Source organism: Pseudomonas mohnii (assembly GCF_900105115.1).
Classification (GTDB): domain Bacteria; phylum Pseudomonadota; class Gammaproteobacteria; order Pseudomonadales; family Pseudomonadaceae; genus Aquipseudomonas; species Aquipseudomonas mohnii.
In genome coordinates this window covers 3,692,735-3,711,817 of the sequence record NZ_FNRV01000001.1, presented here as the reverse complement: position 1 = coordinate 3,711,817, position 19,083 = coordinate 3,692,735, and the positions used below count along the sequence as shown (strand labels likewise).

The following is a 19,083-nucleotide window of genomic DNA, read 5'->3' as shown; positions in this document are numbered from 1 at the left end:
AGGCGGTTCAAGCGTTGTCCGTCGCCTGCGCCTGGGCGGCCGGCAAGGTGAAACCGGACACCGACCGCCGCAACTGGCTGGCCATTTTCGCCAGGTTGCCAATGCTCTCGGCGGTGGCGGTGGAACCTGACGAGGTCTGCGTCGTGATTTGCTGGATCACATTCATCGTCAGGGAAATCTGACCGGCAGACGACGTCTGTTGTTGCGCGGCGTTGGAAATACTCTGGATCAGCGCCGCCAGCGTCTTGGAAACCCCTTCGATTTCTTCCAGGGCCACACCGGCATCCTGCGCCAGCCGCGCCCCTCGCACCACTTCGGTGGTGGTCTGCTCCATGGAAATCACGGCTTCGTTGGTGTCGGTCTGAATCGCCCGCACCAGGGTTTCGATCTGCCGGGTCGCCGCGGATGAGCGCTCGGCCAGACGCTGCACTTCATCGGCGACTACCGCAAAGCCGCGCCCGGCATCACCGGCCATGGACGCCTGGATCGCCGCATTGAGCGCGAGGATGTTGGTTTGATCGGCAATGTCATCGATCAGGCTGACAATGTCGCCGATTTCCTGGGATGACTCGCCAAGACGCTTGATTCGTTTGGCGGTGTCCTGAATTTGTTCGCGGATGTTGTCCATGCCGTGGATGGTGTTGTGCACCACCTCGTTGCCCTTGTTGGCGATTTCCACCGAACGCTCGGCCACCGCCGAAGATTCGGCGGCGTTGGCCGACACTTGATCGATGGACTCGGCCATCTCGTTGATGGCGGTAGACGCTTCGGCGATTTGCTGCGCCTGATGCTCCGACGCCTGCGCCAGATGCATCGCGGTGGCCTGGGTTTCCTGCACGGCGGCCGCGACCTGGCCGGCCGTCAGGTTGATGGTCGCCACCAGGTCGCGCAGTTGGTCCACGGAATAGTTGATCGAGTCGGCGATGGTGCCGGTGAAATCTTCGGTGACCGATGCCGTGACCGTCAGGTCGCCATCGGCCAGGTCCTCGATCTCGTCGAGCAGACGCATGATCGCGTTCTGGTTGCGCTCGTTTTTCTCGGCGGTTTCCCGCAGTTGGCGATTAGTTTCACGCACCATCACCAAACCGATGAGGATGATCGAAGTTAACGCCAACAAACCCAGCACGTAACCGCCGATGGTATCGGTCGTGCGCCCACCCGCCAGGTTTTCGAAACCGCTGGCCAGGTGCGAGGCTTCATCGAGCAGGGTTTGCGACAGGCTGAAAATGTTGGTGGCCGATTCGCGCACCTTGAGCAGTTCGGGCGAGGTTTCGAGGATTTCATCCACGGAGCCGGAGACGAACTCGAACAGCTCGGAAATCTCGATCAGTCGTGCGCGCGCATCGCGGTCCTCGACCTGGCTGATCCTCTGCGACACGTTGCCCTGAAGCATGCCGTTGAGCACCAGACCGAAACGCGCCGCGTCACGACCGAAAGCGTCGGCGGCCTGCTGCGAGTTTTCGTCGCCGGACAATACCGTGTTCACCGCGCCGAGAATCCGTTCAGCCAGCAGCGATTGACGCTGGGCCATCGCCACCTGCCCCGCCGGAGCGCCGCGTTGCAGCAGGATCTCCACCACTTTTTCGTATTCGACCTGCAACTGCGGCACGGTTTCGGCGAGCGTCGCGGCCACCTGATGCAACGACAACACGGTCTGCTCGCTGGAAAGAATGGCGTCGGTGTTCTTCAGCAGGCGTTCCCAATCCAGCTGCACGGCGCGCATTTCCGGGCGCACGCTAGCCGGCGCTGGCGGCAGGCCAGTCGCCGGGTCGCCTTTCTTCAGATAGCCCCAGCGCTGGGCAAAATCATTGCGCGCATCGCTGAGCAGCTTGAACGCCGCGGCCTTGCCGGCAGCGGCCTCGGTGGCGTTTTTGGCAATGCGCTGGGACAGCACGCGCAATTCGCCAGCGTGGCCGATGTACTGCTTATCGTAGGTGGCCTGGGTGTTGAGGTACGCGAAGTTGGCGAACAGCAGCATGATGAAGATGATCAGTGCGATGAACAGCACGATGATCTGCGACCGACTGCGCGACCCTTCCATTGGCTTGCCTGTTTTTGCTTTTATCATCGGTCACCAACACCCTTTAAAGCTTGCCGAAGTACCTGTGGGAGCGAGCTTGCTCATTCAGGCGCCGCGGCGCATCAGGAAAACCGCGTTATCGTTCAATCGCGAGCAGGCTCGCTCCCACAGGGTTTACACGGCCACGTTCATGAAGCCCTGGGATCGCGCCAACGCAAACGGGCTGAACACCCGCCAATGCTGTTCGCCCTGAAAACAGCCTTCGACGAACGCCGCCATCGGCCCCTGCAATTCGTCAGCGGGCAGGGCCTCCAGGCTGTCCCGAGCGAAGTGCTGGAGGCCGAAGACTTCGTCGACCATCAAGCCGGCAAACACATCTTCGTGCTCCACCACCAATACCCGTCGCTGCCTTCGCGCGTTCGACAGTTCGTAACCAAAAAAGCCACACAGGTCCATGATCGGCAATAACCGCCCGCGCAAGTTGGCCACGCCCTTGACCCAAGGTTTGACCCCGGGCAGTTGCGTGAAGCGCGGCTCGTGCAGCACTTCGCCGACTTCGCCCATGGGCGCGACATACCAGTGTTCGCCCACGCGAAAGCCGATGCCGCTCCAGCTGTCCTGCCGGGGCGGCTGGGACGGCAAGTCCGCGGCCAGCAGACGACAACGCTGGTCGATCTGCAGCAGAAGCTCGAAGGCGGTCAGTGACTCGCTCATGGCTGGACGATTAACCGGGCAATACGTTGTTCAGGGTCTTGATCAGGGTTTCTTCGTCGACGGGTTTGGTCAGGTAGTCCCTGGCCCCTTGGCGCGTGCCCCAGACCTTGTCGGTTTCCTGATCCTTGGTGGTGATGATGATCACCGGGATATGCCCGGTTTCCGGGTCCTTGGTCAACTGACGGGTCGCCTGAAACCCGTTGAGGCCGGGCATGACGATGTCCATCAACACGGCGTCAGGCTTTTCCTGGCGGGCCAGGGCCACGCCGTCGGCGCCGTTTTCGGCTTTCAATACTTCATGACCATGCTTTTCCAGCATACCGGTCAGTTTGTACATCTCAGTCGGCGAATCATCGACGATCAGAATACGTGCCATGGTCTTCCCCATTCTTGTCGGCGCCAGGCCCGTTGGCCGAGCGTCACTGTAGGTGTCTTACTGCGGCAAAACGGCGGCAAAGCCCGGAACATGGGCCTGGATCGCGTTCAGCAGTTCTTCCTTGCTGAAAGGCTTGGTCAAAAACTGGTCGGAGCCGACGATACGCCCCTTGGCCTTGTCGAACAGCCCGTCCTTGGACGACAACATAATCACTGGCGTGGACTTGAACGCTTGGTTGTTCTTGATCAAAGCGCAGGTCTGATAGCCATCCAGGCGCGGCATCATGATGTCGACAAAGATGATTCCGGGGTGATTGTCGGCGATCTTGGCCAGGGCATCGAAACCGTCAATGGCGGTGATCACTTCACAACCCACGTTTTTCAACAGCGTTTCGGCAGTGCGACGAATCGTCTTCGAGTCGTCGATCACCATGACCTTCAAGGCGCTGGAATGCTGTTCCATAAATGCTCTGCCGTCGCCTTTGCGAATCAAATTGTCCATTTCCGGTAACCGGAGGGCTCGAAACCCTTGATGTTCAAGGGCCAGTACCACTTGGCAGCCTTTTTAGCACAGTCTCCAACACCAATCTATCGGCCAGCCTTCGCGGTGGTTTTTCCTTGACCGGGAACACACTCAGCGCCACTCTGACGCCACTTTACGGCCTGATCTTTTGTAGGAGAGAGCCCGCTCGCGATGGTCGTCAACGATGACGCAGGCTGGCTGGAAAAACGCGGCGCCCTCAAGCCCATCGCGAGCAGGCTCGCTCCTACAGGTCACACATACGCCCCCACTTTCGAGGAAACACCCATGAGCGTTCGCGTCGGGATTGTCATGGACCCTATTGCCAGCATTTCCTATAAAAAGGATAGCTCGCTGGCCATGCTGTTGGCCGCGCAGAAGCGCGGCTGGGAACTGTTCTATATGGAACAGCGCGACCTGTACCAGGCAGAAGGCCAGGCCCGGGCGCGGATGCGTCCGCTGAAGGTCTTCGCCAATCCGGAAAAATGGTTCGAGCTGGAAGCCGAGCAAGACGCCCTGCTCAGTGATCTGGACGTGATCCTGATGCGCAAGGATCCTCCGTTCGACATGGAGTTCGTCTACTCCACGTATCTGCTGGAGCAGGCCGAGCGTGCTGGCGTGCTGGTGGTCAACAAGCCGCAGAGCCTGCGGGACTGCAACGAAAAACTGTTCGCCACGCTGTTCCCGCAGTGCACGCCGCCGACCATCGTCAGCCGTCGCCCGGATGTGCTGCGCGAATTCGCCGACCACCACGGGGACGTGATCCTCAAGCCGCTGGACGGCATGGGCGGCTCGTCGATTTTCCGCCACACCGCAGGCCACCCGAACCTCTCGGTGATCCTCGAGACCCTGACCCTGCACGGTCAGCAGCAGATCATGATCCAGGGCTACCTGCCCGCCATCATCGATGGTGACAAACGTATCCTGATGATCGACGGCGAACCGGTGGACTACTGCCTGGCGCGCATTCCCGCCGCGGGTGAAACCCGTGGCAACCTGGCCGCCGGTGGCCGTGGCGAAGCGCGTCCGCTGACCGAGAAAGATCGCTGGATCGCCGCGCAAGTCGGCCCGACCCTGCGGGAAAAAGGCCTGCTGTTCGTGGGTCTGGACGTCATTGGCGAGCACCTGACGGAAATCAACGTCACCAGCCCGACCTGCATTCGCGAGATCGATAATGCGTTCGGTACCGACATTGGCGGCCTGCTAATGGAGGCTATCGACAAGAAGCTGCAAGCTGCAAGCTCCAAGCTCCAAGCTTGAAGCGCACGCGAGTTTGCCTCTCCCTTGTAGCTTGAGGCTTGAGGCTTGAGGCTTGAGGCTTGTAGCTTGAGGCTTGCAGCTTGAGGCTGCCCCCCTACATCTTGTCGCTCGACACTTGAAGCTTGAAGCTAAAAACCAACATTGCGTTATCATGCCCAGCCCACGAAAACGCGATGTTGGTTTTTTGCCCCATGACCCTCCCGTCCGATCTGCCCGCCGAACTCGCCCACCGTGGCGTGCGCCCGGCTGATCGCCTCGGTTTTACCCTGTTTCTCGCGGCGCTGATTCACCTGGCCTTGCTGCTGGGCGTCGGCTTCACGATGGTCGAGCCCAAGCAAATCAGCAAAACCCTGGAAATCACCCTCGCCACTTTCAAAAGCGAAAAGAAGCCTGAGAAAGCCGACTTCCTCGCCCAGGAAAATCAGCAAGGCAGCGGCACTCTGGATAAAAAGGCGATCCCCAAGACCACCGAGGTCGCGCCGTTCCAGGACAACAAGGTTCAGAAAGTCACGCCACCGCCAGCGGCCAAGCCTCAAGTGCAGGAGGCCCCGCCCAAGGCGGCCGTGACCACCGTCGCGCCGAAGCAGAAAAAAGCCCCAGCCAAGACCGAAGAACCCAAGACCGACACCAAACCCGCCGTGGCCGCGCCGACGTTTGACACTGAACAGTTGTCCAGCGACATCGCCAGCCTGGAAGCGGAATTGGCCAATGAACAACAGTTGTACGCCAAGCGCCCGCGCATCCACCGCCTGAGCGCCGCCTCGACCATGAAAGACAAGGGCGCCTGGTACAAGGAAGATTGGCGCAAGAAAATCGAGCGCATCGGCAACCTCAATTACCCCGAAGAAGCCCGGCGCCAACAGATTTACGGCAGTTTGCGCCTGATGGTGTCGATCAACCGTGACGGCTCGCTGTATGAGGTACTGGTGCTAGAGTCCTCCGGGCAACCGTTGCTGGATCAGGCGGCACAGCGCATCGTGCGCCTGGCCGCGCCCTTTGCTCCATTTACCGGGGATCTGTCGGATATTGACCGGCTGGAAATCATTCGCACCTGGAAGTTTGCCCGTGGGGACAGACTCTCAAGCAACTGACCTCGCGTAACCTTGTGGGAGCGAGCCTGCTCGCGATGGTCGTCAACGATAACGTTGGAAGATTGACACTACGCGGTGTTCTCAGGGTTATCGCGAGCAGGCTCGCGCCTACAGGCATTGTGTCGCCAACAGCAATTTACAGCATTTCCTGCGCATCCCCAGCTTGTCAGTTTGCCCCTCCAACGCCACACTAGCGCTCATGAAAAACGTCAGCCCCAGCTACCTCAAGCATCAATTCCTGATCGCCATGCCGCACATGGTCGACCCGAACTTTGCGCACACCTTGACCTACATCGTCGAGCACACGGCCAACGGTGCCATGGGGCTGGTGGTCAACCGTCCGCAAGACCTGAATCTGGCCGATATCCTCGAGCAATTGCGCCCGGATATCGAACCACCCGCACTCTGCCAGCATGTGCCGATTTTCATCGGCGGCCCGGTGCAGACCGATCGCGGGTTTGTCCTGCATCCTTCGGGGCAGAGCTATCAGGCGACCGTTGATCTGGAAGGCGATTTATCCCTGTCGACCTCCCAGGACGTCCTGTTCGCCATCGCCGACGGCGTTGGCCCGGCGAAAAGCCTGATCGCCCTCGGTTATGCCGGCTGGGAAGCCGGGCAACTGGAAGCCGAACTGGCGCAGAACGCCTGGCTGACCTGCCCGTTCGACGCCGACATCCTGTTCAACACCAGCTGTGAATTGCGCCTGGAAGCGGCCGCCCGACACCTGGGCGTCAACCTCAGCCTGCTGACCAGCCAGGCGGGGCACGCCTGATGGCCCTGCGGCTGATCCTGGGATTCGACTACGGCACCAAACAGATCGGCGTTGCGGTCGGCCAGGTGATTACCGGCCAGGCCCGCGAACTGTGTACCCTGAAAGCGCAGAACGGCATTCCCGACTGGGATCAGGTCGAAGCCCTGATCAAGGAATGGAAACCCGACGCCGTGGTGGTCGGCCTGCCGCTGAACATGGACGGCACGCCCAGCGACATGTGCGTCCGCGCGGAAAAGTTCGCCCGTCGCCTGAATGGCCGCTTCAACCTGCCCTTCTATACCCACGACGAACGCCTGACCACGTTCGAGGCCAAGGGCGAACGCCGTGATCGTGGCGGCCAGAAAGGCAGTTACCGCGACAACCCGGTCGATGCCATCGCCGCCGCCCTGCTGCTGCAAGGCTGGCTCGACGAAAACAGCGCCTTGTTCGAATCCTGATGCACCCAATCCTGAAGAGTCGCCATGCGGCTCTTTTAGTAACAACCCGAGCCAACCCAAGCACAACCCGACTCGGGCCCAAGAAGGAGCAACCATGAGCCTGCCCAATCCCACCGAACTGATCAGCCAGATGGCGATCCGTCTCAAGGCACACCTGGAACACCGTGGCATCAGCGAACCGCGTTACATCGGCATTCGTACCGGCGGCGTCTGGGTCGCCCAGGCCCTGCTCAAAGAGCTGGGCAGCCATGAGCCCCTCGGCACGCTCGATGTTTCCTTCTACCGCGACGACTTCAGCCAGAACGGCCTGCACCCTCAAGTGCGTCCGTCTGCCCTGCCGTTCGAAATCGAAGGGCAGCACCTGGTGCTGATCGACGACGTACTGATGAGCGGCCGGACCATCCGCGCGGCCATGAACGAACTCTTCGACTACGGGCGTCCGGCCAGTGTGACGCTGGTGTGCCTGCTGGACCTGGACGCCGGCGAACTGCCGATCCGCCCGAACGTGGTGGGTGCAACGCTGTCACTCGCCGCCCACGAGCGCGTGAAGCTGTCCGGCCCGGAGCTCAAGCTCGAAGTGCAAGACCTCGCCCTTTAATTCGCCCTATTGAGAGTCCCCCTTGCGATGACGCCTCTAGAAACCAAGCGCCCGCTGCAGCTCAATGATCAGGGCCAGCTGCGCCACTTCCTCTCGCTCGACGGCTTGCGCCGCGAGCTGTTAACGGAAATCCTCGACACCGCCGACTCGTTTCTCGAGGTCGGCGCCCGCGCGGTGAAGAAGGTCCCGCTGCTGCGCGGCAAGACCGTGTGCAACGTATTCTTCGAGAACTCCACCCGCACCCGCACCACCTTCGAACTGGCGGCCCAGCGCCTGTCGGCGGACGTGATCACCCTGAACGTGTCCACGTCGTCGGCGAGCAAGGGTGAAACCCTGCTCGACACCTTGCGCAACCTGGAAGCCATGGCGGCCGACATGTTCGTCGTGCGTCACGGTGACTCCGGCGCCGCGCACTTCATCGCCGAACACGTATGCCCGCAAGTGGCGATCATCAACGGCGGCGACGGCCGTCACGCCCACCCGACCCAGGGCATGCTCGACATGCTCACCATCCGCCGGCACAAGGGCGGTTTCGAGAACCTCTCGGTGGCCATCGTCGGCGACATCCTGCACTCGCGGGTGGCGCGGTCGAACATGCTGGCGCTGAAAACCCTGGGCTGCCCGGACATCCGCGTGATCGCGCCGAAAACCCTGCTGCCGATCGGCATCGAGCAATACGGCGTGAAGGTCTACACCGACCTGGCCGAAGGCCTGAAAGACGTCGACGTGGTGATCATGTTGCGTCTACAGCGCGAGCGCATGACCGGTGGCCTGCTGCCGAGCGAAGGCGAGTTCTACCGCCTGTTCGGCCTGACCACTGCGCGCCTGGCCGGCGCCAAGCCCGATGCCATCGTGATGCACCCGGGGCCGATCAACCGTGGCGTGGAGATTGAGTCGGCGGTGGCCGACGGCCCGCACTCGGTGATCCTCAATCAGGTGACCTACGGCATTGCCATTCGTATGGCCGTTTTGTCCATGGCCATGAGCGGGCAGACTGCCCAGCGCCAATTCGAGCAGGAGAACGCCCAGTGAAGCTCAGCATTCTCGGCGCCCGCGTGATCGATCCAGCCAGCGGCCTGGATCAAGTTACCGATATCCACATTGAAGCCTGCAAGATCGTCGCCATTGGCGCCGCACCGGCCGGTTTCGTCGCCGTCGACACCCTCGACGCCAAAGGCCTGGTGGCCGCCCCTGGCCTGGTCGACCTCAACGTTGCCCTGCGCGAACCGGGCTACAGCCGTAAAGGCTCGATCGTCAGCGAAACCCGCGCGGCCGCGGCCGGTGGCGTGACCAGCCTGTGCTGCCCGCCCAAAACCAAACCGGTACTGGACACCTCGGCGGTGGCCGAACTGATCCTCGACCGCGCCCGCGAGGCCGGCAACACCAAAGTTTTCCCGATCGGCGCCCTGAGCAAAGGCCTGGACGGCGAACAGCTGGCAGAGCTGGTCGCGTTGCGCGATGCCGGCTGCGTGGCCTTCGGCAACGGTCTGGAGAGTTTCCGCAACACCCGCACCCTGTGCCGGGCGCTGGAGTACGCGGCAACCTTCGACTTGACGGTGATTTTCAACTCCCAGGATCATGATCTGGCCGAAGGCGGTTTGGCCCACGAAGGCCCGACCGCCAGTTTCCTCGGCTTGCCGGGCATTCCGGAAACCGCCGAGACCGTGGCCCTGGCCCGGGACCTGCTGCTGGTCGAGCAAACCGGCGTGCGCGCGCACTTCAGCCAGCTCACCAGCGCTCGCGGTGTGGCCCTGATCGCCCAGGCCCAGGCCCGTGGCCTGAAGGTCACCGCGGATGTCGCCCTGTACCAGTTGATCCTGACTGACGAAGCGCTGATCGACTTCAGCAGTCTGTATCACGTCCAGCCTCCACTCCGCACCCGCGCCGACCGCGAGGGTCTGCGTGCGGCAGTGAAGTCAGGTGTGGTGTCGGCGATTTCCAGCCATCACCAACCCCACGAGCGCGATGCCAAACTGGCGCCGTTCGGTGCCACCGAGCCCGGCATCAGCAGCGTCGAACTGCTGCTGCCATTGGCGATGACGCTGGTGGAAGACGGTTTGCTGGACTTGCCGACCCTGCTGGCGCGCCTTGGCGCCGGTCCTGCCGAGGCCTTGCGCCTGCCGGCCGGCAAACTGGCGGTCGGTGGTGCGGCGGATATCGTACTGTTCGACCCTGCGGCTTCGACCGTGGCCGGTGAAACCTGGCTGTCCAAAGGCGAGAATTGCCCGTTCATCGGACACAGCCTGCCGGGCCTGGTGCGTTACACCTTGGTGGATGGACGGATCAGTCACCAGGCGTGAGACCGTGTCACCCCAATCGCTAGCAGGGCTAGCTCCCACGGGGGATTTGTGTGGTTCACAGATCCCGAGTGGGAGCTAGCCTGCTAGCGATGGCTTACTGAAAGGCAGCTCGATTCTGCGCGTTACGCAGCGAAACCTGATCATTCAGCGTCCAGAAGTCATACAGCACCCCCACGAAGAACAGTCCGCCCGTCAGCAGGTAGATCAACCCGCTGATCCATTTGCCCTGATACATCCGGTGCACACCGAATACCCCGAGAAACGTCAGCAGAATCCACGCGACGTTGTATTCGATCGGGCCAGCGGTGAACCGCAGATCGGCTTCACGGTCCATGGACGGGATCAGGAACAGGTCGATCAACCAGCCAATCCCTAACAAACCGAAGGTGAAGAACCAGATCGTCCCCGTGACTGGTTTGCCGTAATAAAAGCGGTGAGCGCCGGTGAAACCGAAAATCCACAACAGATAACCAATCACTTTGCTGTGGGTATCTTGGTGGGGAACAGGTTGTTGATAGGTGTTCATGGATGACCTCGATTCACACGATAGATAAATATTCTTGAATTCTTTGTGACTTTTTTACGAGCACCCGACGTATGGCAAATGGTACGTTGTCTCCCGTCAAAGCCTTATAACACCTGACTTCTGTCCGACAATGGCGTCAATTTGCCGCTCATTTGGTTCCGTTGACCCCCAGGTTGAATCGACCAACGGCCTCGGAAGGGACAAAAAAGCTGTTATAAAGTTGCGCGCTAACCCATACGAGCCCTGCCTAATGCGTCCATTTATAAAGACATGGCTAACCATTTGCCTATTATTGCCACTGGCCGCCCACGCCACCAATCGTGAGCAACGTCTTCCGAACGTTAATGGTTACACCCCGAAATCCCATGCTTCTGCTCCTTCGAACAAAAGCAAAAAATCAGTCAAACACGCTCCACAGCTGGCCAGCAACAAAAAAGGCCTGGTTCCGCCGATGGCGAACAAGGAAAGCAGCAACGTGCTGAGCCGTGCGGTCAACGTCCTCGGTACGCCGTATCGTTGGGGCGGCAGCAGCCCGAGCAAAGGCTTCGACTGCAGCGGTCTGGTGAAATACGCGTTCAACGACGCTACGTTTGACCTGCCACGCACCTCCAATGCCATGGCCAGCGGTCACGGCGAGAAAGTCAATCGCAACGACCTGAAGCCAGGCGACCTGATTTTCTTCAACATCAAGAGCCGTCGAGTCAATCACGTTGCCATCTACCTGGGCAACGACCGCTTCATCCACGCACCACGTCGTGGCAAGTCGGTGACCATCGACACACTGAAGAAGCCGTACTGGGAAAACCACTACGTCGTTGCCAAACGGGTTCTGCCGAAAGATCAGAACGCGATGCGGGTTGTTCAGCGCTGATTACATCCGCTGGAACCTGCTTCGATGTAACGACCTCTTCGCGAGCAAGCTCCCACACTGGAATGCATTCCCCTGTGAGAGCGAGCTTGCTCGCGAAGCCTCCTGTAAAGCGCCACAGCTTCCCCTCAGAAATTATCCGGTGACCGTGCTTTCTCACGCGCATGGTCGCGGCTGACCAGGCCCTTGGCCACCAGGTCCTTTAGCCCCATGTCCAACGTCTGCATGCCCAGCGACCCACCTGCCTGAATCGACGAATACATCTGCGCCACCTTGTCTTCGCGGATCAGGTTCCGGATCGCCGACGTGCCGAGCATGATCTCGTGGGCCGCCATACGTCCGCCGCCAATCTTCTTGACCAGGGTCTGGGAAACAACTGCCAGCAACGACTCGGACAACATCGAACGCACCATCGACTTCTCATCCCCCGGAAACACGTCGATGATCCGGTCGATGGTCTTCGCCGCCGAGGTGGTATGCAGCGTGCCAAACACCAGATGGCCGGTCTCGGCGGCCGTCAACGCCAGGCGAATGGTTTCCAGGTCGCGCATCTCGCCCACCAGAATGACATCCGGGTCTTCGCGCAGGGCTGAACGCAAGGCCGCGGGGAAGCTGCGGGTGTCGCGATGGACTTCACGCTGATTGATCAGGCATTTGCGCGACTCGTGGACGAACTCGACAGGGTCTTCGATGGTGAGGATATGGTGGTGGCGATGGTTGTTCAGGTAATCGATCATCGCCGCCAGCGTCGTGGACTTGCCGGAGCCGGTCGGGCCCGTCACCAGCACCAGGCCACGGGGCGCGTCGGTCATCTTGCGAAACACATCGCCCATGCCCAACGCCTCCATGCTCAAGACCCTGGAGGGGATGGTGCGAAACACGGCGCCGGCACCACGACTCTGGTTGAACGCATTGACCCGAAAACGGGCCACCCCAGGCAGATCAAAGGAAAAGTCGGTTTCCAGGTGCTTCTCGAAAGCCACCCGCTGGGTGTCGCTCATGATGTCGTAGATCAGCGCCTGCACTTCCTTGTGGTCCAGGGGCGGCAGGTTGATGCGCCGCACATCGCCATCGACTCGAATCATCGGCGGCAGGCCTGCGGACAGATGCAGGTCGGATGCGCCTTGTTTGGCGCTGAACGCCAGCAGCTCAGTGATATCCATAGCACGCCTCAATTCCAGTAGAATGCCGCCAACCTCAGACCCGCTGGCGCCCCTTGAATGTCCACGATAGCAGACAACATTGCACTGGTTAGTTCGCGCATCCGCGCTGCCGCCCTCGCCGCCAACCGGGACGAACACAGCGTCCAGCTGCTGGCCGTGAGCAAGACCAAACCCGCACAAGCCCTGCGCGAAGCCTATGCCGCCGGCCTGCGCGACTTTGGCGAAAACTACTTGCAGGAGGCCCTGGGCAAGCAGCTCGAATTGGCCGACCTGCCCTTGATCTGGCACTTCATCGGCCCCATTCAATCGAACAAGACTCGCGCAATCGCCGAGCACTTCGCCTGGGTGCATTCCGTGGATCGCCTGAAAATCGCACAACGCTTGTCGGAACAGCGACCTGCCGATCTGCCACCGTTGAACATCTGCATCCAGGTCAACGTCAGCGGTGAGGCCAGCAAATCCGGCTGCACCCCGGCCGACCTGCCGGCCCTGGCCAATGCCATCAGCGCCCTGCCTCGCCTCAAGTTGCGCGGATTGATGGCGATTCCCGAGCCGACTGAAGATCGCGCCGCCCAGGATGCCGCCTTTGCTGCCGTGCAGAATCTGCAAGCCAGCCTCCATCTGCCGCTCGACACACTTTCCATGGGCATGAGCCACGATCTCGAATCGGCCATCGCTCAAGGCGCCACCTGGGTCCGCATTGGTACGGCCCTGTTTGGCGCTCGCGACTACTCACAGCCTTGATCCATGGCTTACACACTTTTTATAAGGACCTGACATGAGCAAGACGCGTATTGCCTTTATCGGTGCCGGCAACATGGCCGCCAGTCTGATCGGCGGCCTGCGGGCCAAAGGCCTGGACGCCGCGCAGATCCGCGCCAGCGATCCGGGTGAAGAAACCCGCGCCCGCGTGAGCGCCGAACACGGCATCGAAACCTTTGCCGACAACGCACAGGCCATCGACGGTGCCGATGTGGTCGTGCTGGCGGTCAAGCCTCAAGCGATGAAAGCGGTCTGCGAAGCGATCCGTCCAAGCCTGAAGCCTGAGCAACTGGTGGTTTCGATTGCCGCCGGCATCACCTGCGCCAGCATGAATAACTGGCTCGGCGCCCAACCGATCGTGCGCTGCATGCCCAACACCCCGGCACTCCTGCGCCAAGGCGTGAGCGGCTTGTTCGCCACCGCCCAGGTGACCGCCGAACAACGCCAGCAGGCGCAAGAGCTGCTGTCGGCTGTCGGTATCGCCCTCTGGCTGGACGAGGAGCAGCAACTGGACGCGGTCACCGCGGTCTCCGGTTCCGGCCCGGCGTACTTCTTCCTGCTGATCGAAGCCATGACCGCCGCGGGCGTGAAACTCGGCCTGCCAGCCGACATCGCCGCTCAACTGACCCTGCAAACAGCACTGGGCGCTGCTCACATGGCGGTCTCCAGCGACGTCGACGCCGCTGAACTGCGTCGCCGCGTAACCTCGCCGGCGGGCACCACGGAAGCGGCGATCAAGTCGTTCCAGGCCGGCGGCTTCGAAGCACTGGTAGAAAAAGCATTGGGCGCCGCCGCGCACCGCTCGGCCGAAATGGCTGAGCAACTCGGTCGCTAATCAGCTCTTACAAAGGAATAAATGATGCTCGGACTCAATGACGCTGCCATTTTCGTGATTCAAACCCTGGGCAGCCTGTATCTGCTGGTCGTGCTGTTGCGCTTTATCCTGCAACTGGTGCGGGCGAACTTCTACAACCCGCTCTGCCAGTTCGCCGTGAAGGCCACTCAACCGTTGCTCAAGCCACTGCGCCGGGTCATCCCGAGCATGTTCGGGCTGGACATGTCGTCGCTGGTGTTGGCGCTGATCGTGCAAATGGTGCTGTTCGCCGTCATCCTGCTGCTCAGCGGCTACAAGGTGGACGTGCTGTTCCTGGTGCCATGGGGTTTGATCGGCATTTTCGCGCTGTTTTTGAAAATCCTGTTCTGGGCGATGATCATCAGCGTGATCCTGTCCTGGGTCGCTCCGGGCAGCCATAACCCTGGCGCAGAGCTGGTGCAGCAGATCACTGAACCGGTACTCGCGCCGTTCCGCCGGATCATTCCGAACCTGGGCGGCCTCGACATCTCGCCCATCTTCGCCTTTATCGCGCTGCAGTTGCTGCAGAGCTGGCTGATTCCGCGCCTGGCGTACTACGCCCTGATGCCAAAAGAGCTGTTCGGGCTGATCTGACACTGATGCGGCGGCCTGGTTGAGCGAGTCATCGCTCATCGCGGGCAAGCCCCGCTCACCACATGGGAATCTGTACTCCTGTGGGAGCCTGGCTTGCCCGCGATGGCCGCACCCCGGTCTTTCAGGAAAATCAGGCCCGCCCTTTGCTTGCCGCTAACCCCACTGGTCTTTAGACTTACGCCTCATTTCAACGAGAGCAGGGTCGATGCCAGCTGCCTTCCCCCCCGATTCTGTTGGTCTGGTGACGCCGCAAATGGCGCACTTCAGCGAACCCCTGGCGTTGGCCTGCGGTCGTTCGCTACCGGCCTATGACCTGATTTACGAGACCTACGGCACGCTGAACGCGACGGCGAGCAACGCCGTGCTGATCTGTCACGCCTTGTCCGGGCACCACCACGCGGCCGGCTATCACAGCCCCGACGACCGCAAACCCGGTTGGTGGGACAGTTGCATCGGCCCCGGCAAACCCATCGACACCAACAAGTTCTTTGTGGTCAGCCTGAACAACCTCGGTGGCTGCAACGGCTCCACCGGCCCAAGCAGTATCAATCCCGAGAGCGGCAAGCCGTTTGGCGCCGACTTTCCGGTGCTGACCGTGGAAGACTGGGTGCACAGCCAGGCGCGCCTCGCCGACTTGCTCGGCATCGGCCAATGGGCAGCCGTCATCGGCGGCAGCCTGGGCGGCATGCAGGCCCTGCAGTGGACCATCACTTACCCGGACCGCGTGCGGCACTGCCTGGCCATCGCCTCGGCACCCAAGCTGTCAGCGCAGAACATCGCCTTCAACGAAGTGGCACGTCAGGCGATCCTCACCGACCCGGACTTCCATGGCGGTTCGTTCCAGGAACACGGCGTGATCCCCAAGCGCGGGCTGATGCTGGCACGGATGGTCGGGCACATTACCTACCTGTCCGACGACTCCATGGGCGAAAAATTCGGTCGCGGCCTGAAAAGCGAGAAGCTCAACTACGACTTCCACAGCGTCGAGTTCCAGGTCGAAAGCTACCTGCGCTACCAGGGGGAAGAGTTCTCCGGGCGGTTCGACGCCAACACTTACCTGCTGATGACCAAGGCCCTGGATTACTTCGATCCGGCCGCCAATTTCGATGATGACCTGGCGAAGACCTTCGCCGGTGCCACCGCCAAGTTCTGTGTGATGTCGTTCACCACCGACTGGCGCTTCTCCCCTGCCCGCTCGCGGGAACTGGTGGACGCGCTGATGGCCGCGCGCAAGGACGTCTGCTACCTGGAGATCGACGCACCGCAGGGCCACGACGCCTTCCTGATTCCGATCCCGCGCTACTTGCAGGCGTTCGGCAATTACATGAACCGCATAACGTTGTGAGATAGCCATGAGAGCTGATCTGGAAATCATCCAGGAATGGATCCCCGCCGGTAGCCGCGTGCTCGACCTCGGTTGCGGCGATGGCGAGCTGCTGACCTGGCTGCGCGACAACAAGCAGGTCACCGGTTATGGCCTGGAAAACGACGCGGACAACATCGCCGAATGCGTGGCCAAGGGTATCAATGTCATCGAACAGGACCTGGACAAGGGCCTGGGCAACTTTGCCAGCAACAGCTTCGACGTCGTGGTCATGACCCAGGCGCTGCAGGCGGTGCATTACCCGGACAAGATCCTCGACGAAATGCTACGGGTCGGTCGCCAGTGCATCATCACCTTCCCCAACTTCGGTCACTGGCGGTGCCGCTGGTACCTGGCCAGCAAGGGACGGATGCCGGTTTCCGAGTTTCTGCCGTACACCTGGTACAACACGCCGAACATCCACTTCTGCACTTTCGAAGACTTTGAAGCCTTGTGTCGCGAACGTGAAGCCAAGGTCATTGATCGGCTTGCCGTGGATCAACAGCATCGGCACGGGTGGGCCAGTAAGCTATGGCCTAATCTGTTAGGTGAGATCGGTATCTACCGCGTCAGCAGCCCGGGGCTTGCGGACCACAAGGTCGCGGTCTGAATCACCACATTCCGAGGAGAAAATCATGGGTCGTCTAGCGCTGTTTTTACTCACCGCCTGCCTGAGCGTCACGGCCATGGCTGCTGATGTCATCAAGGGCGAACGCCAGGAAACCTTTGGCGACATGACGGTGCACTACAACACCTTCAACTCCACGTACCTGACGCCGGACATCGCCAAGTCGGCCGAACTCATTCGCAGCAAGAATCAGGGCGTCATCAATATTTCGGTGATCAAGGACGGCAAGCCGCAGATGGCGCAAGTGAGCGGCTCGGTCAAAGACCTGACCAGCCAGAGCGTGCCATTGATCTTTAAACAGATCACCGAGCAAGGCGCCGTTTACTACATCGCCCAGTACCCTGTGCCTCAACAGGAAACCCGCACCTTCGAAATCAAGGTGCAGACCGGTGACAAAATCAACACCATCAATTTCAACCAAGAGCTCTTCCCCGGCGAATGATCAACTTCACGCAACTCGTACTGGCCAGCCACAACGCCGGCAAACTCAAGGAACTCCAGGCCATGCTCGGCGAATCGGTGCAACTGCGCTCGATCGGCGAGTTCAGCCAGGTCGAGCCTGAAGAAACCGGACTGTCGTTCGTCGAGAACGCCATTCTCAAGGCCCGCAACGCCGCGCGCATTTCCGGCCTGCCGGCGCTGGCCGACGATTCCGGGCTGGCGGTGGACTTCCTCGGCGGTGCGCCGGGCATCTACTCGGCGCGCTATGCCGACGGCAAGGGCGATGCGGCGAACAACGCCAAGCTGCTGGACGTCCTGAAGGACGTGCCCGAGGCCGAGCGCGGCGCGCAGTTCGTCTGTGTGCTGGCCTTGGTGCGACACGCCGACGATCCGCTGCCGATTCTCTGCGAAGGCCTGTGGCACGGTCGCATCCTGACGGAGGCCAGCGGTGAACACGGCTTTGGCTACGACCCGCTGTTCTGGGTGCCGGAGCGCGATTGCTCCAGCGCCGAGCTGAGCCCGGGCGACAAGAACCAGATCAGTCACCGCGCCCGCGCAATGGATCTGCTGCGCCAGCGTCTGGGCCTGAAATGACCCACGACCGCTCCGCGTCACCGCTGATCTTCGGCGGTGCCGCGCAATCGCCTCGGGCGGCTCTGCCGGTACTGCCACCCCTGGCGCTGTACATCCACATCCCGTGGTGTGTGCGCAAATGCCCTTACTGCGACTTCAACTCCCATACCGCCAGCCCGGTGCTGCCGGAAGAAGAGTACGTCGACGCCTTACTGGCCGATCTTGATCAGGACCTGCACGCCGTCTACGGTCGCGAGTTGAGTTCGATTTTCTTCGGTGGCGGCACACCGAGCCTGTTCAGCGCCGCCGCGTTGGGGCGATTGCTCGAAGGCGTTGAACAGCGCATCCCGTTTGCCCACGACATCGAAATCACCCTGGAAGCCAACCCCGGCACCTTCGAACAAGAGAAATTCGTCGCCTACCGGGCGCTCGGCATCAATCGCCTGTCGATCGGCATCCAGAGCTTCCAGCAAGCAAAGCTCGAGGCCCTGGGGCGAATCCACAACGGCGACGAAGCGGTGCGAGCCGCGGGCATGGCTCGCCAGGCCGGGTTCGACAACTTCAATCTGGACTTGATGCACGGTCTGCCGGACCAGTCCCTGGAGGACGCCCTGAGCGACCTGCGCCAGGCCATCGCCCTGAAGCCGACCCACCTTTCCTGGTATCAGTTGACCCTGGAGCCGAACACCGTGTTCTGGAACCAGCCGCCGACGCTGCCGGAAGACGACACGTTGTGGGACATTCAGGAAGCCGGCCAGGCACTGCTGGCCGAACACGGTTACGCGCAGTACGAGGTCTCGGCCTACGCCCAACCGGGCCGCCCGGCACGGCACAACCTCAATTACTGGAGTTTCGGCGACTTCATTGGCATCGGTGCCGGTGCCCACGGCAAGCTCAGCCATCCGGACGGGCGCATCGTGCGCACCTGGAAGACTCGCCTGCCGAAGGACTACCTCAACCCTGCCAAAAGCTTCCAGGCGGGCGAGAAAGCCCTGACCAACGATGAGATGCCGTTCGAGTTCCTGATGAATGCCCTGCGCCTGACCGAAGGGGTCGAATCGCGGCTGTATCCGGAACGCACCGGACTGCCCCTGGACACCCTGGCCGAAGCTCGCCGCGAGGCAGAACAAAGCGGCCTGTTGCAGGTCGAACCGTCACGTCTGGCGGCTACCGAGCGCGGACAGCTATTCCTCAACGACTTGCTGCAGAAGTTTCTGACATAAGG

The 19,083-nt window shown here is 61.2% G+C and carries 22 protein-coding genes; 16 read left to right on the top strand and 6 right to left on the bottom strand.

Annotated elements, in window-relative coordinates; translation table 11 throughout:
* Positions 1-7: 7 nt before the first annotated feature.
* The 4 genes from BLV61_RS17210 to pilG all read right to left on the bottom strand — a co-directional run bounded on the left by BLV61_RS17210 (position 8) and on the right by pilG (position 3,572).
* Entirely contained in the window at positions 8-2,068 is a 2,061-nt protein-coding gene (locus BLV61_RS17210; protein WP_090466591.1) for a methyl-accepting chemotaxis protein, read from the bottom strand.
* Positions 2,069-2,194: 126 nt separating this feature from the next.
* Complete coding sequence (locus BLV61_RS17205) at positions 2,195-2,734, bottom strand: chemotaxis protein CheW (protein WP_090466589.1); 540 nt, start codon at positions 2,732-2,734, stop codon at positions 2,195-2,197.
* Positions 2,735-2,744: 10 nt separating this feature from the next.
* Entirely contained in the window at positions 2,745-3,110 is a 366-nt protein-coding gene (pilH, locus tag BLV61_RS17200; protein ID WP_047539122.1) for a twitching motility response regulator PilH, read from the bottom strand.
* A 57-nt stretch (positions 3,111-3,167) separates the two neighbouring features.
* A complete protein-coding gene (pilG, locus tag BLV61_RS17195) occupies positions 3,168-3,572 on the bottom strand; it encodes a twitching motility response regulator PilG (protein WP_047539125.1) in 405 nt (134 codons plus the stop codon).
* Between the two features lie 345 nt (positions 3,573-3,917).
* On the opposite strand from pilG, the gene gshB reads away from it, so the two are divergent.
* The 7 genes from gshB to BLV61_RS17160 all read left to right on the top strand — a co-directional run bounded on the left by gshB (position 3,918) and on the right by BLV61_RS17160 (position 10,087).
* Positions 3,918-4,889: a glutathione synthase gene (gene gshB, locus BLV61_RS17190; RefSeq protein ID WP_047534501.1), complete on the top strand. Its 972-nt coding sequence runs from the start codon at positions 3,918-3,920 to the stop codon at positions 4,887-4,889.
* 191 nt (positions 4,890-5,080) lie between these two features.
* Complete coding sequence (locus tag BLV61_RS17185; protein ID WP_090466587.1) at positions 5,081-5,980, top strand: energy transducer TonB; 900 nt, start codon at positions 5,081-5,083, stop codon at positions 5,978-5,980.
* A gap of 199 nt (positions 5,981-6,179) precedes the next feature.
* Entirely contained in the window at positions 6,180-6,752 is a 573-nt protein-coding gene (locus BLV61_RS17180) for a YqgE/AlgH family protein (protein WP_090466585.1), read from the top strand.
* Complete coding sequence (ruvX, locus tag BLV61_RS17175; protein WP_047534506.1) at positions 6,752-7,189, top strand: Holliday junction resolvase RuvX; 438 nt, start codon at positions 6,752-6,754, stop codon at positions 7,187-7,189. The genes BLV61_RS17180 and ruvX overlap by 1 nt, the downstream gene beginning before the upstream one ends.
* A gap of 94 nt (positions 7,190-7,283) precedes the next feature.
* The gene (pyrR, locus tag BLV61_RS17170; protein WP_047534509.1) at positions 7,284-7,787 is read left to right on the top strand and encodes a bifunctional pyr operon transcriptional regulator/uracil phosphoribosyltransferase PyrR; all 504 of its coding nucleotides are present in this window, start codon (positions 7,284-7,286) and stop codon (positions 7,785-7,787) included.
* Positions 7,788-7,814: 27 nt separating this feature from the next.
* Positions 7,815-8,819 (top strand): aspartate carbamoyltransferase catalytic subunit, encoded by a 1,005-nt coding sequence (locus tag BLV61_RS17165; RefSeq protein WP_047534513.1) that lies wholly within the window; start codon positions 7,815-7,817, stop codon positions 8,817-8,819.
* The gene (locus tag BLV61_RS17160) at positions 8,816-10,087 is read left to right on the top strand and encodes a dihydroorotase (RefSeq protein WP_047534516.1); all 1,272 of its coding nucleotides are present in this window, start codon (positions 8,816-8,818) and stop codon (positions 10,085-10,087) included. Before BLV61_RS17165 ends, BLV61_RS17160 begins: the two co-directional genes overlap by 4 nt.
* Positions 10,088-10,181: 94 nt before the next feature.
* Here the strand turns inward: BLV61_RS17160 and BLV61_RS17155 are convergent, their stop codons facing one another.
* Positions 10,182-10,613: an NINE protein gene (locus BLV61_RS17155; protein WP_047534518.1), complete on the bottom strand. Its 432-nt coding sequence runs from the start codon at positions 10,611-10,613 to the stop codon at positions 10,182-10,184.
* Positions 10,614-10,863: 250 nt separating this feature from the next.
* Between BLV61_RS17155 and BLV61_RS17150 the strand changes: the two genes are divergently transcribed.
* Complete coding sequence (locus tag BLV61_RS17150) at positions 10,864-11,484, top strand: C40 family peptidase (RefSeq protein WP_047534519.1); 621 nt, start codon at positions 10,864-10,866, stop codon at positions 11,482-11,484.
* Between the two features lie 125 nt (positions 11,485-11,609).
* On the opposite strand, the gene BLV61_RS17145 is transcribed toward BLV61_RS17150, so the two are convergent.
* Positions 11,610-12,644 carry a type IV pilus twitching motility protein PilT gene (locus BLV61_RS17145; RefSeq protein WP_090466583.1) on the bottom strand — a complete coding sequence of 345 codons (1,035 nt, stop codon included), beginning with the start codon at positions 12,642-12,644 and terminating at the stop codon, positions 11,610-11,612.
* 57 nt (positions 12,645-12,701) lie between these two features.
* On the opposite strand from BLV61_RS17145, the gene BLV61_RS17140 reads away from it, so the two are divergent.
* From BLV61_RS17140 to hemW, 8 genes are all read left to right on the top strand, one after another.
* Entirely contained in the window at positions 12,702-13,388 is a 687-nt protein-coding gene (locus BLV61_RS17140) for a YggS family pyridoxal phosphate-dependent enzyme (RefSeq protein WP_047534525.1), read from the top strand.
* Between the two features lie 34 nt (positions 13,389-13,422).
* A complete protein-coding gene (gene proC / locus BLV61_RS17135) occupies positions 13,423-14,241 on the top strand; it encodes a pyrroline-5-carboxylate reductase (protein ID WP_047534527.1) in 819 nt (272 codons plus the stop codon).
* 24 nt (positions 14,242-14,265) lie between these two features.
* On the top strand, positions 14,266-14,853 hold the full coding sequence (locus BLV61_RS17130; protein WP_047534529.1) for a YggT family protein: 588 nt from the start codon (positions 14,266-14,268) through the stop codon (positions 14,851-14,853).
* Positions 14,854-15,058: 205 nt separating this feature from the next.
* Positions 15,059-16,198 (top strand): homoserine O-succinyltransferase MetX, encoded by a 1,140-nt coding sequence (gene metX / locus BLV61_RS17125; protein WP_090466581.1) that lies wholly within the window; start codon positions 15,059-15,061, stop codon positions 16,196-16,198.
* A gap of 7 nt (positions 16,199-16,205) precedes the next feature.
* Positions 16,206-16,826 (top strand): methionine biosynthesis protein MetW, encoded by a 621-nt coding sequence (gene metW, locus BLV61_RS17120; protein ID WP_047534534.1) that lies wholly within the window; start codon positions 16,206-16,208, stop codon positions 16,824-16,826.
* A 25-nt stretch (positions 16,827-16,851) separates the two neighbouring features.
* Positions 16,852-17,286, top strand: a complete 435-nt coding sequence (locus BLV61_RS17115) for a DUF4426 domain-containing protein (protein WP_090466579.1) — start codon at positions 16,852-16,854, stop codon at positions 17,284-17,286.
* Entirely contained in the window at positions 17,283-17,879 is a 597-nt protein-coding gene (rdgB, locus tag BLV61_RS17110; RefSeq protein WP_047534541.1) for an RdgB/HAM1 family non-canonical purine NTP pyrophosphatase, read from the top strand. The genes BLV61_RS17115 and rdgB overlap by 4 nt, the downstream gene beginning before the upstream one ends.
* Entirely contained in the window at positions 17,876-19,081 is a 1,206-nt protein-coding gene (gene hemW / locus BLV61_RS17105) for a radical SAM family heme chaperone HemW (protein WP_090466577.1), read from the top strand. Before rdgB ends, hemW begins: the two co-directional genes overlap by 4 nt.
* Positions 19,082-19,083: the final 2 nt, after the last annotated feature.